The sequence below is a fragment of the Teichococcus vastitatis genome, from assembly GCF_003604215.1.
Lineage (GTDB): Bacteria > Pseudomonadota > Alphaproteobacteria > Acetobacterales > Acetobacteraceae > Pseudoroseomonas > Pseudoroseomonas vastitatis.
In genome coordinates this window covers 243357-256494 of sequence record NZ_QXGS01000001.1, presented here as the reverse complement: position 1 = coordinate 256494, position 13138 = coordinate 243357, and the positions used below count along the sequence as shown (strand labels likewise).

The following is a 13138-nucleotide window of genomic DNA, read 5'->3' as shown; positions in this document are numbered from 1 at the left end:
GGTGCCGCTGCGGCTGGTGCGCCGGGGGTAGCAGGGCGCCGGCATTCCACGTGGCTGCCGGGAGGGCGCGGTGACCATGGCGCCGCCAGCGCGCCGATCGGCTAATGCCGCCATCCCTTGGACGAGAGGGAACCCAGGCGCGCCGCTCCCACGGGCGATGTTGTTGCGCGGCCGAGGCCGGACCGTGCCTGAACCGGGGTGCGAACGGCCGCGGTCAGCGACATCGCCGTAATGCCGCGGTCCAGCACCAGGTGCAGCAGCAGGGCTCGCAGCGCCAGCGCAACCGCCAGCATCTCGCCCATTTCTTCCAGCGTGATCAGCACGGTCATCAGCGGCGTCTTGGTCAGGGTGGCCAAGTCGGCGTCGCGCAATGCCACGCCTTCACCGGCGCCCTGCTGGATCAAGACCGACTCCGCCATCTCCAGGCCCATGGCGCAGCTGACGAACAAGGCCCCTGCCAAGGTGAGGCGCAGCAGGGTGCGACGGGGCAGTTGCAGCGCCAGGGGCACCAGCAGCACGGCGCACAGCACCACCAGCGCCAAGTATGGCAGCACCCAGCCGATGTAGAAGATGCCGTCCAGATCCAGCAATCCCTGGATCGGAAAGGTCAGGCGGTCGTGCAGCGCGGCGCCCTCATCCAGGGACAGGAACAGCAAGCAGCCCAGCACGAAGGCCCAACTCCGCCACAGCGGATCCCGCTGCTCCCGCGCTGCCGCCATGATCAGGCCAGCGGCCCCGGCGGCGGCCAGGAGCCCGGCTACGGACAGCACAGTCGGAACCGAGCTTTCCTCGGCGAAGCTCAATGCCTTGGTGATGCTGCTTTCGCGGCCGAGCCATCCGAAGGCGATGCGCGAAAGCACATGCGCCAGGGTGGCTGCGGCAATCAGCCAGCAATGTGCGCGGAAAAGCCTTTCGGCAGACAGGCACGGCATGGCTGATCTCCAGACCTCGGGGGGCGGGGCTCCAGAAGGGCACCACAGGTACTGAAGACCTTAACAAAAACGTCATAAAAAGTCAGAAAAAAGATCATCTTGCCGCTGCGGGACAAAAAAACGCCCGCCTCTGGGGGAGAGGCGGGCGCAAGAGCGAAAACGGCGCGGGGAGGAAGTATAGTAGGGGGGAGAAAGAACGCCGTTTCCGTTGGTATGCAGGTCCTTAAACCCGGCGCATCGCGCCGGGTTTCAACCGAGCTGACAAATCAGGCAGCGAGTCGGCGGGCGCCGGCAGGCGCGTCCACCGCCCGGTTATCCTGGGCAGCGGCGCCGGTCTCGAAAACGTGCGGGATGTCGCCGCGGGTCAGGCCGATATCAGCCAGCTCCCGGTCGGACAGCATCGACAGCTCGTCATAGACACGGCGGCGCCGGGGGTAATCCACCACGGCCCGCAGCACGGTGGTCAACGCGTTGCGCAGCCACCGGCCCATCGCCTCGTCCCGGTTGCGCGCCGCCTCAAGCTGCACGACCTGGGCCGGGGCCAGGGACATCATGCTGCTGGCGATTGCGCAGTCGAATTCCGGCTTGGTGACACGGGCGTTCATTGTTTCTAGCGTTCCGATGATGCCGCGGTGCGGTCTGCGGGATCGGCTCCTGCCGTCAACCGCCCGCCCCGTGGCTGTGGCCAGGATGTAGTCCTTTCGGCTTGCCAACAGGAGCGCAGCCATTGAAGTTGAGCCATGCGCCACACGCATTGAAACCCACGGAAACATGTTCTTAACGGGATGCTAACGGAAGTGACATACGCCGAGCGCCTTGCCGCCCTGAGGGCTGAACTCGCCACCATGGCGGTGGAAGGCTTCCTGGTTCCGCGCAGCGATGAATATCTTGGGGAATATGTTCCACCCAGTGGCGAAAGGCTGGCCTGGATCAGCGGCTTCACCGGCAGTGCCGGCATGGCCATTCTGCTGGCCGACCGGGCCGCGGTGTTCACCGATGGCCGCTACACCTCCCAGGTGGCGGCGCAGACCGATCCCGCGCTCTGGGAACGTCGCCACATCACCGAACAGCCGCCGCAGGACTGGCTGGCCGAGCACGCGGCCGGGCGCCGCATCGGCTATGACCCCTGGCTGCACCCGCAGGCGCAGATCGACCGGCTGGCCGCCTCCGGCGCGGTGCTGGTGCCGCTGGCCGTGAACCCCCTGGACGCGGTATGGCGCGACCGGCCGCCGCCGCCCCGCAGCCCGGCCGTGCCGCAGCCGCTGGATTACGCCGGCCGCGATGCCGCCGGGAAGCGTGCCGAGTTGGCGGCGATGCTGCAGAAGGCGGGCGAGGACAGCGCCATTTTGTCCGATCCCCATTCGGTGGCGTGGCTGCTGAACATCCGCGGCGGCGATCTCGACCACACACCGCTGGCCCTCGGCTTCGCGCTGCTCCGCTCCGATGCCACGGTGGACCTGTTCATGGAGCCGTCCCGGCTGGACGAGCGGATGCTGGAGCACCTCGGCAACGCGGTGGCGGTGCATCCGCCGGCGGCGCTGCCCGCCATCCTGGCCGGCCTGGCGGGGCAGGCGGTGCGGATCGACCTCGACACCACGCCGATCTGGTTCGCCACCACCTTGCGGGAGGCCGGCGCTACGCTGCGGCCTGGCGAGGACCCGTGCCGCCTGCCGCGCGCCTGCAAGAACCCGGTGGAGCAGCAGGGCGCGCGCGCCGCGCAGCGACGCGACGCTCAGGCGCTGATCCGCTTCCTGCATTGGTTCGCCGAGCACGCGCCCGGCGGTGGCGAGAGCGAGATCAGCGCCGCCGAACGCCTGCTCGCCTTCCGTCGTGAACTGCCGTTGTTCCGCGGCGAAAGCTTTCCCGCCATCTCCGGCGCCGGCGAGAACGGCGCGATCGTGCATTACCGGGCCACCGCCACCAGCAACCGGCCCATCCACCCCAACGAAAGCTACTTGATCGACAGCGGCGCACAATTCACCGATGGCACCACGGATGTCACCCGCACCCTGTGGACCGGTCCCGGCGACCCGCCGCCGGATCTGGTGGAGCGCTACACCCGCGTGCTGCGCGGCCATGTCGCGCTGGCCACGCTGCGCTTCCCGCAAGGTGTCGCCGGGCCGCATATCGACGCGGTGGCGCGGGCGCCGCTGTGGCAGGCCGGGCTGGATTACGACCACGGCACCGGCCACGGCATCGGCAGCTTCCTGTCGGTGCATGAGGGGCCGGTCAGCATCAGCCGGGCTGCCCGGACAATCCCGGTGCAGTCCGGCATGATCCTGTCGGACGAGCCCGGCTTCTATCTGCCCGGCGCCTACGGCATCCGCATCGAGAACCTGCTGCTGGCGCGGGAGGCGGCGCCGCAGCCGGCCCAGCTGCGGCCCTTCCTGGAGTTCGAGACGTTGACCCTGGCGCCTTATGACCGCCGGCTGATCGCCACGGCCCTGCTGACGCCGGGTGAGCGCGCCTGGATCGATGCCTACCAGGCGCGCGTGCTGGCCGAGGTCGGGCCGGAACTGGAGGCGCCGGTGAGGGCGTGGCTGGAGCAGGCTTGCGCGCCGCTCTGATGCCCGCCCGACTGCGGGGCCGGCGCATTCTGATGGCCTATGGCCTGCTGGGGGAGGCGCTGAACCGGCTACGCCCCTTCGGCATGGACTACATGGGGGCGCAGCTGGCCTGGCTGCAGACCGAGGGCGCGCGGGCGGAGGTGGTGACGGTGCCGACCTCCGCTCCCGTGGCGGCGAATGCCCGGCGCATCGCCGAGGCCATCCTGTCCGAGCCGGAACCCTGCCTGTTGGTGGCGCACAGCAAGGGTGGGCTGGAATCCCTGGCGGCGCTGCTGCTGCCTGGCGTGGCGGAGCGCTGTGCCGGGTTCATTGCCATCCAGTCGCCCTTTTTCGGTTCCCCCGTGGCGGACGCATTGATGGGCACGCCGGGCCTCCACGGCGTGGCGCGCTGGCTGGCCCATACGCTGCGGGTGGGTGAGGGGGACGGGCTGGCGGACCTGACCACCCCTTCCCGGGCCAATTGGATGTGCCAGAACGCGGAGGCGATCGCCGCGCTCACGCGAAGCCTGCCCGTGCTTTGCCTGGCCGGCCGGCTGGACCGCGCCACGGCCCGCGGCCCAGACCGGCGCTACCTGCCCTTGGTGTACTGGGTGGAGCGCCGCGGTGGCGGCCCGAATGACGGGCTGGTGCCGGTGGAATCCGCCCTGCTGCCGGGCGCCCGGCACCTCGTGCTGAATGCCAGCCATCGGGCCCTGGTATCTTCCGGGGAAGGACGCGATCCAGTCGGGGTGCTGCGCGAGGCGCTGGAGATGATCTGAGCCGGGACGGTGATCCGGGCCGGCGCGGCGCTCAGAGCCCCGCCATCTCGCGCCATTCCGCCTCGCTCAGGGTGCGCAGGCCGAGTTCCGCGGCCTTCTTCGCCTTGGAGCCGGCATCGGCGCCGACGATCACGAAATCCGTCTTCTTCGAGACGCTCTTGGTGACCTTGGCCCCGAGGCGGTCGGCCACGGCCTCGGCCTCGTCGCGGGAGCTTTGCTCCAGCGTGCCGGTGAACACCACCACCTTGCCGGCGAAGGGGCTGTCGCTGCCGCCCACCGCTTCGGCATCCTGCGGCGGGGCGAGGGCGGCGAGATCGTCCAGCGCTTCCCGGTTGCGGGCCTCGGCGAAGAACTCGGCCAGTTCCGCCGCGATGGCCGGGCCGATGCCCTGGATGGAACCCAGTTCTTCCCGTGCCTCGGAGCCCAGGGTGGTGGCCGCCAGCATCCTCGCCCGCCAATGGGCAAAGCTGTGGTAGTGGCGGGCCAGCAGCTTGGCGTTCTGCGCGCCGATGCGGCGAATGCCGAGGGCGAAGATGAAGCGCTCCAGCGGCGGGTTGCGCCGGTCCTCGATCGCCGCCAGCAGGTTGTCCAGCTTCTTGGAGGATTTGGCGCCCTTGCCCCAGCCTTCCCACTGCCGGATCGTGCCGGCATGGTCCTTCAGGCGGAAGATGTCGGCCGGGCTCTTCACCAGCCCGGCCTCGTGCAGGGCGACAATGTTTTCCTCGCCAAGGCCCTCGATATCGAGGGCGTTGCGGCCGACGAAATGCTTCAGCCGCTCCACCGTCTGGGCCGGGCAGATCAGCCCGCCGGTGCAGCGCCGCACCACCTCGCCGTCCGGCCGGACGGCATGGCTGCCGCAGGCGGGGCAGCGTGTCGGGAACTCGAAGGCGCGGCTATTGGCCGGGCGCTTCTCGGCAACGACGCCGATGATCTGCGGGATCACGTCCCCGGCGCGCTGCAGGATCACCGTGTCGCCGATCCGCACATCCTTGCGCGCGACCTCGTCCTCGTTGTGCAGCGTCGCGTGCTGCACCATGACGCCGCCGACATTCACCGGCTGCATCACGGCGCGCGGCGTCAGCGCCCCGGTGCGGCCGACCTGGATTTGGATCTCCTGCAGCACCGTCATGGCCTGCTCGGCCGGGAACTTCCAGGCGATCGCCCAGCGCGGCGCCCGGCCGACGAAGCCGAGGCGCGATTGCCAGTCTAGCCGGTCCAGCTTGTACACAACGCCATCGATGTCATAGGCGAGGCCGGCGCGCTGCGCGGCCATCTCCGCCTGGAAGGCCTCGGCCGCGTGCTCGTCCGGCAACAGGCGGGACAGCGGGTTTACCTGGAAGCCCCAGCCTTCCAGCGTCTTCAGATACTCCGAATGCGTCTCCGCCACCGGCGCCGATGACACGCCCTGGGCATAGGCGAACAGCTTCAGCGGCCGCCTCGCCGTGATGGCGGGGTCGAGCTGGCGCAGCGAGCCGGCGGCGGCGTTGCGCGGATTGGCGGGGATGCGGATCGCCTCGCCCACCTTCTCGCCGCGCTCACGCCGCGCCTCGCGCTCCTCGTGCAGCCGCTGCTGCTCGTCGCGGAAGGTGAGGAAATCGGCCTTGGTCATGAAGACCTCGCCGCGGATCTCGATGCTGGACGGAAAGGGAGCCTGCAGCTGGCGCGGCACCTCGTCCAGCGTCTGGAGGTTGCGGGTGATGTCTTCCCCCTCGGTTCCGTCACCCCGCGTGGCGCCTCGGACAAAGCGGCCATCCTCGTACAACAGGTTGACCGAGAGGCCGTCGATCTTCGGCTCCGCCACGAAGCGCAGCACCTCGTCCTCGGGAAGCTTCAGGAAGCGGCGGATGCTTTTGCTGAACTCGGTGAAGTCGTCCGGGGCGAAGGCATTGTCCAGGCTCAGCATCGGCGTGAAATGGCGTGACTTGGCGAAGCCCGCCGCGGGCTCGGCCCCCGGTGGCGCATCGGACGGGCTGTCGCCGCGCTTCATCGCCGGGAAGCGTGCCTCGATGGCGGTGTTGCGCCGCCGCAGCGCGTCATACTCCGCGTCTGTCATGATCGGCGCGTCGTTCTGGTGATAGGCGATGTCGGCGTTGCCGATGGCCTCGGCCAGGGCGGCAAGGTCCTCGGCCGCCTGGGCCTCGGTCAGCTGATCGACGGGAATGTCGCGCGGCGCGGTGGTCATGGCGTTTTTGCTAACGCGTGAGGCGGCCGCTGGGAAGCCAAGCAATATTCGGAGGCGGGCGACCCTGTTCAAGATCGCCTTGTTGTGCTTCCTGCGCCTTCCCACGCAAGAACAGAACAGCGGGAAATGCCATGCGTCGTCGCGCCCTGTTTCGCCATGCCAGCCTCGCCGCCGCTGGCACCGCCGCCACCGGCGGCCTCGCCGCCCCGGCCATTGCCCAGGGCCAGCCCGCCCTGCGCTGGCGCATGACCTCCTCCTACCCGAAATCGCTCGAAACCATCTATGGCACGGGAGAGGTGTTTGCCCGGGCGGTGGCGGAGCTGACCGACAACCAGTTCCAGATCCGCGTCTTCGGCGCCGGCGAGGTCACTCCGCCCTTGCAGGCGCTGGACGCGGTGCAGGCCGGAACCATCGAGTGCGCGCACACCACGAGCTTCTTCTACACCGGCAAGAACGAGGCTTTCGCCATCGCCACCGGCCTGCCCTTCGGCCTGAACACCCGGCAACAGGAAGCCTGGCTGTACCAGGGCGGCGGGATCGAGCTGCTGAACGCCTTCTTCGCCAAGTTCAACGTGTTCGGCCTGCCGCTCGGCTCCACCGGCGCCCAGATGGGCGGCTGGTTCCGCAAGGAGGTGCCGACGCCCGCCGACCTCAAGGGGCTGAAGATGCGCATCGGCGGCCTGGCCGGCACGGTGCTGGAGCGCATGGGTGGCGTGCCGCAGCAGCTGGCCGGCGGTGACATCTACCCGGCGCTGGAGCGCGGGACGATCGACGCCGTGGAATGGCTCGGCCCGGTGGATGACGAGAAGCTGGGCTTCGTGCGCGTGGCGCCCTTCTACTACTACCCCGCCTGGTGGGAGGGTGCCGCCAACACCCAGTTCTTCTGCAACCTCGACCAGTACAACAGCCTGCCTAAGCCCTATCAGGCGGCGATCCGTGCCGCCTGCACCGAGGCCACCAGATGGATGGTGGCGCGCTACGACACGCATCACCCCGAGGCGCTGCGCCGGCTGGTGGCGCAGGGCGCCAAGCTGCGCCCGTTCTCGCGTGACATGCTCGATGCCTGCGCCCGCGCCTGGGAAGGGTTGGAAAAGGAAATCGTTGCCCGCAACCCGGATTTCGCCGCCATCCATGCGAGCTGGAGCAAGGGGCGGGACGAGATGCGGCTCTGGCACCGCATCTCCGAGTTGTCCTTCGACAGCTACGCCGCGCAGCTGTCAGCGCGGCGCTGACGCTGGCGGGGCAGGCCCCCGCACGGCATCCATGGTCACGGCCTCCATCGTCGCAGATGAGGGATGGCCGCTCAGGCGGCGCCGCGCAGCAGGGAATCCGCGGCGGCCCGGGCGGCCTCGGTCACCGTCTCGCCGGCCAGCATCCGCGCCAGCTCCTCGCGCCGCGCGGCCGGGTCCAGCGGTTCCACCCTGGTCTCGGCACGGTCGGCGCGGACGCCCTTGGCGACGCGCCAATGCTGCGTGCCGCGTGCCGCCACCTGCGGGCTGTGCGTCACCACCAGCACCTGTAGCCGCTCCGCGACCTTGGCCAGTCGCTCGCCCACCGCGGCGGCGGTAGCGCCGCCGACGCCGCTGTCCACCTCGTCGAACACCAGGGTCGGCACTGGGGAGCCGCGGGCCAGCACCACCTTCAGGGCGAGCATCAGGCGAGACAGCTCGCCGCCCGAAGCGACCTTGTCGAGCTGCCCCGGCTTTTGGCCGGGGTTGGTGGATACCAGGAAGGTGACGCGGTCCTGGCCATCCGCGGCCCAGGCGCGCTCCTCGCGCGCGGCGATCTCGATGTGGAGCCGGGCACGATCCAGCTTCAGCGGTGCCAGTTCCTGCGCCACGGCCTGTTCCAGCCGTCCGGCGGCTTCCTGGCGGGCGGCCGTCAACGCGCCGGCCGCCTGCGCATAGGCAGCCCGGGCCGCCGCCGCAGCGGCTTCCAGCGCGGCGGCGCGTTCGGCACCGGCATCCAGCGCCGCCAGACGCCCTGACAAGTCGCGCAGCAATGCCGGCAGTTCCACCACCGCCACCGCGTGCTTGCGGGCCGCGGCCCGCAGGGCGAACAGGCGTTCCTCCACCTGCTCCAGCCGTCGCGGATCGGGGCCGAGGTCGGCGCCCAGCCGCTCCAGCATTCCTTCGGCCTCCGCCAGCGCGTCCTGCGCCTGACCCAGCGCCGCCAGGATCGGGGACGCTTCCTCGTTGGGGGCCGGCAGGCGTTCCAGGGCGCGGGCGGCGTTGCGCAGGGCCGCGGCGGGCCCGGTGGAGCCGCGGCGGTCGCGCGGCTGCAACTCGGACAAGGCGGAGGCCACCGCCTCGGCCCGGCGCTCGCCCTGCTGCATCGCCTGCCGCTCGGCGGACAACGCATCTTCCTCGCCTTCCTCGGGCGCGAGCAGGCTGAGCTCCTCCACCGCATGGCGCAGCCATTCCTCGTCGCGCTGCGCCTGGGCGATGGCCTCCTGCGCCGCCTTCAGGGTGCGCTCGGCGCCGCGCCAGTCGCGAAACGCATCGGCCACGGTGTTGCGCCGCGCCTCCAGCGCGCCGAAGGCGTCCAGCAGGCCGGCATGGGTGGCAGGGTCGGCCAAGCCGACCTGATCATGCTGCCCCTGCACCTCGACCAGCAGCGCGCCGAGGCGGCGCAGCAATCCGACCCCGACCGGCTCGGCATTGACGAAGGCGCGGGACCGGCCATCGGCCTGCACCACGCGGCGCAGCACCAGATCCTCCTCGGGGTCGATTCCCTGCTCGGTGAGCAGCGCCTGCGCCGGATGGTCGGGGGCGAGATGGAAGCAGGCGGTGACCGATGCCTGGGATTGTCCGGCCCGGACCATGCCCGCCTCGGCCCGCTGGCCAAGGGCGAGGCCCAGGCTGTCGAGCAGGATGGACTTGCCGGCACCGGTTTCGCCGGTCAGCACCGTGAGGCCCTGGCCCAGTGCCAGATCCAGCCGCTCGATCAGCACGACGTCGCGGATGGCGAGCGAGGTCAGCATGGCAGGGCAGCCGGCCCGGTGCTCAGAAGACGGAATTCCAGGCGCGGGCAAAGAAGCCGGGGCGGCTGGCGGCGGGTCCATCCGTCTCGATGCCGCGATCGGCGAGCAGCGCGTAGGAATCCTGGTACCAGGAACTGCCCGGATAGTTGTAGCCCAGCACGCTGGCGGATTTGCGCGCCTCGTCGGTGAGGCCGAGCGCCAGGTAGATCTCGGTCAGGCGGTGCAGCGCCTCAGGCACGTGGTTGGTGGTCTGGAACTCGTCCACCACGCGGCGGAAGCGGCCGATCGCCGCGGTGTAGAGCCCGCGGCTCTGATAGAAGCGCCCGATGTTCATCTCGCGCCCCGCCAGGTGATCGCGCGCGAGGTCCATCTTCAGCCGCGCGTCGCGGGCATAAGGCGTGTCGGGAAACCGGTTGATCACTTCCTGCAACTGGTTCAACGCGATCTCGGTGCCGCGCTGGTCGCGCTCGGCATCGACAATCTGCTCATAATAGCAGAGCGAGCGCAGGTAATAGGCATAGGCGATGTCGCGATGCGCCGGATGCAGCTGGATGAAGCGGTCCAGCGCGCCGATCGCCTCGGTGTAGCGGTTGCGCATGTAGTCGGAATACGCCGCCATCAGCCGCGCATTGGTGGCCCAGGTGGAATAAGGGTGCTCGCGCTCGATGCCGTCGAAATACCCGATGGCCTCCTGATACTCGCCCTGCCGCATGGAATCGATGCCCGCGGCATACAGAGAGTCCGGCGTCACCGCGGCCGCGGATCCGCTCGGGTTCAGGCTGGATTGCCGGCCATCCCACTGGGAACAGGCGCCGGCCAGCAGGGGCAGGGCCAGGAGGAGCGGGAAGCGGAAGGTCCGAGGGGTAAGACGCATGGCGGCCGCTCTATACCATGGCATTCCGCCGAGACGAAGGGGCGGCGGAATGCGGGCGGCCGGCCTGCAGGCAGGCGGGCCAGGACCGGAATGATCAGGCCGCGACGGCCTCGCCATGCCGGATCATGGCGGACTCGGCCAGGCCCGCCTCGCGCCAGCGCCAGGCACTGGCATCGGCCATCAGGGCACGGGCCAGACGGTTGTTGATGGCATGACCGGACCGGCGCCCCTCGAAGCGTGCCAGCAACGGCGCACCCAACAAGGCAAGATCGCCCACGACGTCCAGCATCTTGTGGCGCACGCATTCATCCGGATGCCGAAGGCCGCCGGGGTTCAGAACCAGCGGCCCGTCCACCACCACGGCGTTGCTCAGGCTGCCGCCCAGCGCCAGCCCGGCAGCCCGCAGCCGGGCCACATCCTCCGCCAGGGTGAAGGTGCGCGAATCGGCCAGGGCGCCGCGGAAGGAGGCTTCGGTGACGCGGAGCGACAAAGCTTGCCGGCCAATGGCGGAGGAGGGGAAGTCGATCTCCAGCTGCGCCTCGAAGCCCGGGGTGGCAATCGGATGCAGCGCAGCCCAGACCGCCTTGTCGCCCTCGCCGTCCTGAACGCGCACCGTCTTCAGAACCTCGATGCTGTTGCGCGGCATGGCAGTGGTGGCGATGCCGGCGCAATCGATCAGGAACAGAAACGGCGCGGCCGAACCGTCCAGGATCGGAACTTCGGGCCCGTCCACCTCGATCAGCAGGTCATCGATGCCGCAGGCGGACAATGCCGCCATGACGTGCTCGATCGTGCCGAGACGGGCATGCGGCCGATCGGGCAATGCGATGGCGGTGCACAGCCGAGTGTCGAATACCAGGTCGTAGCGGGCCGGGATGTCGACCCCGAGATCGGTGCGGCGGAACACGATGCCGTGGCCGACCGGAGCAGGTCGCAGGGTCAGGCTCGCGCGTCGGCCGGAATGCAGGCCAACGCCCACGCAGCCGATGGCTGCCTTCAGCGTCCTGCGTCGTTCCGTTCCCGTGGCGATAAAACCGTCCATCATCCTACCTGGCTGCGCTCTCAGTCCCATGGCCGAAAACGCGGCCCGTCGTTCGAAGTTCTAGATGGCACCGCAGCGATGCCAGGGCCAGTCAACGCTTATTTCCGATTATTACCTCGGAAGATCGACCTGTAAGTCCCTGCAAGTAAATAGATGTTGCAATGCAAAAAGGCCCCGCACATTTTCGGTGCGGGGCCTCGTCACGGCGCGGAATCGAACGCCGGCGGTCAGTTGTTCTGCCGGCGGAGGAACGTTGGGATGTCGAGACCCATCTCCTCGGCCGGCTGCTGCTGCGCCGGGCGTGGCGCGGCTGCAGGCTGCTGCACGGACTGGCGGGGCATCGCCGACGGCGCTTCCGCTTCGGCACCCAGGTTGCGGCGCATCAGCCCGGTGGCCTTACGGAACAGGTTGAATCCACCGCCGACCGGAGGAGCAGACACCGGGGACGGCGCCATCGGACGGGCCGCCTGCACGGGGCGCGCGGGGTCAGCCGCGCCACCAAGGGTCGCGGGAACGTCCTCGGGCGAGGGTGCCTCCGGCGACAGGCCCTGGGGCAGCTGAGGCGGAGCCGCCTCGAAGGTCGCGGGTGCCGGAGCGCCGGCCATGCCTGCCGGACGGCGCGGCGCGCCGGCCTGAGCCGGATGGCCGCCCACGCGCACCGGCGAGGCCGGCTGCGGCATCACCGGCCGCGGCGCCACCGGCGCACCGACCACGCTGCGCGGGCCCTGATGCGTCGGAATGGCCTGGGTCGCCACGGCCTGCACCGGCGCACCGCCACCCATTGCGACCAGCTTCGGCCGCTCCGAGACGCTCTCCTCCTGAACAGCGTCTATGCCAGTCGCGACCACCGACACGCGCAGCCGGCCGTTCATTTCCTCGTCGATCGAGGAGCCGAAGATGATGTTGCAATCCTGATCGACTTCGCGGCCGATGCGGTTCACGGCCTGGTCGACCTCGAACAGCGTCATGTCGTAGCCGCCGGTGATGTTGATCAGCACGCCGCGCGCGCCGAGCATCGAGGTATCTTCCAGCAGCGGATTGCTGATGGCAGCCTCGGCGGCTTCCACCGCGCGGTCCTCGCCCTCGGACTCGCCGGTGCCCATCATCGCCTTGCCCATCTCCGCCATCACGGTGCGGATATCAGCGAAGTCGAGATTCACCAGGCCGGGATTGACCATCAAGTCGGTCACGCCGCGCACGCCCATGTAGAGCACGTCGTCCGCCATCTTGAAGGCTTCGGCGAAGGTGGTGCGCTCGTTCGCTTTCCGGAACAGGTTCTGGTTCGGGATCACGATCAGCGTGTCGACGTAGGTCTGCAGATCCTCGATGCCCGCTTCCGCCGAGCGGCGACGCTTCATGCCTTCAAAGTCGAAGGGCCGGGTCACAACGCCAACCGTCAGGATGCCGCGTTCGCGCGCCATGCGCGCGATCACCGGGGCCGCGCCGGTGCCCGTGCCACCGCCCATGCCGGCGGTGATGAACACCATGTGCATGCCTTCGAGATGACGCGCCAGATCTTCCGTCGCCTCTTCCGCCGCCGCGCGACCGATCTCCGGCTTGGCACCGGCGCCGAGGCCCTGCGTCAGGTGCGGCCCGAGCTGCACGCGGCGTTCCGCGCGGCTGTTGACCAGTGCCTGCGCATCGGTGTTGGCGACCAGGAACTCGACGCCGTCGAGGCCCATGGCGATCATGTTGTTGACCGCGTTGCAACCGGCGCCGCCAACACCGACAACGGTGATGCGCGGACTGAAATCCGTGTGCTGCTGGCGTGGAATGGTCAGGTTCAGCGTCATGCCAGCG

At 69.5% G+C, this 13138-nt stretch carries 10 protein-coding genes; 3 read left to right on the top strand and 7 right to left on the bottom strand.

Translation table 11 applies throughout. The features are described from left to right. Positions 1-101: 101 nt before the first annotated feature. The gene (locus D2K64_RS01180; RefSeq protein WP_120005837.1) at positions 102-932 is read right to left on the bottom strand and encodes a hypothetical protein; all 831 of its coding nucleotides are present in this window, start codon (positions 930-932) and stop codon (positions 102-104) included. Between the two features lie 266 nt (positions 933-1198). Then, entirely contained in the window at positions 1199-1537 is a 339-nt protein-coding gene (locus tag D2K64_RS24975) for a DUF1127 domain-containing protein (RefSeq protein ID WP_202910404.1), read from the bottom strand. 180 nt (positions 1538-1717) lie between these two features. Here D2K64_RS24975 and D2K64_RS01170 point away from each other — a divergent pair, with 180 nt between their 5' ends. Together D2K64_RS01170 and D2K64_RS01165 are read left to right on the top strand one after the other, a co-directional pair. Continuing rightward, on the top strand, positions 1718-3499 hold the full coding sequence (locus D2K64_RS01170; protein ID WP_120005835.1) for an aminopeptidase P family protein: 1782 nt from the start codon (positions 1718-1720) through the stop codon (positions 3497-3499). Continuing rightward, complete coding sequence (locus D2K64_RS01165; protein WP_238383935.1) at positions 3499-4257, top strand: lysophospholipase; 759 nt, start codon at positions 3499-3501, stop codon at positions 4255-4257. Before D2K64_RS01170 ends, D2K64_RS01165 begins: the two co-directional genes overlap by 1 nt. 31 nt (positions 4258-4288) lie before the next feature. On the opposite strand, the gene ligA is transcribed toward D2K64_RS01165, so the two are convergent. Then, on the bottom strand, positions 4289-6439 hold the full coding sequence (gene ligA, locus D2K64_RS01160) for an NAD-dependent DNA ligase LigA (RefSeq protein WP_120005831.1): 2151 nt from the start codon (positions 6437-6439) through the stop codon (positions 4289-4291). 131 nt (positions 6440-6570) lie between these two features. Between ligA and D2K64_RS01155 the strand changes: the two genes are divergently transcribed. Continuing rightward, positions 6571-7671, top strand: coding sequence for a TRAP transporter substrate-binding protein (locus D2K64_RS01155; RefSeq protein WP_120005829.1), 1101 nt, complete (start codon positions 6571-6573; stop codon positions 7669-7671). Between the two features lie 71 nt (positions 7672-7742). Here the strand turns inward: D2K64_RS01155 and recN are convergent, their stop codons facing one another. The 4 genes from recN to ftsZ form a co-directional block, all read right to left on the bottom strand. Then, positions 7743-9422 carry a DNA repair protein RecN gene (recN, locus tag D2K64_RS01150; protein WP_120005827.1) on the bottom strand — a complete coding sequence of 560 codons (1680 nt, stop codon included), beginning with the start codon at positions 9420-9422 and terminating at the stop codon, positions 7743-7745. Between the two features lie 22 nt (positions 9423-9444). Further along, entirely contained in the window at positions 9445-10296 is an 852-nt protein-coding gene (locus D2K64_RS01145) for an outer membrane protein assembly factor BamD (protein ID WP_120005824.1), read from the bottom strand. 94 nt (positions 10297-10390) lie between these two features. Beyond that, positions 10391-11338, bottom strand: a complete 948-nt coding sequence (gene lpxC / locus D2K64_RS01140) for a UDP-3-O-acyl-N-acetylglucosamine deacetylase (protein WP_120005822.1) — start codon at positions 11336-11338, stop codon at positions 10391-10393. Positions 11339-11565: 227 nt separating this feature from the next. Then, a complete protein-coding gene (ftsZ, locus tag D2K64_RS01135) occupies positions 11566-13131 on the bottom strand; it encodes a cell division protein FtsZ (RefSeq protein ID WP_120005820.1) in 1566 nt (521 codons plus the stop codon). Positions 13132-13138: the final 7 nt, after the last annotated feature.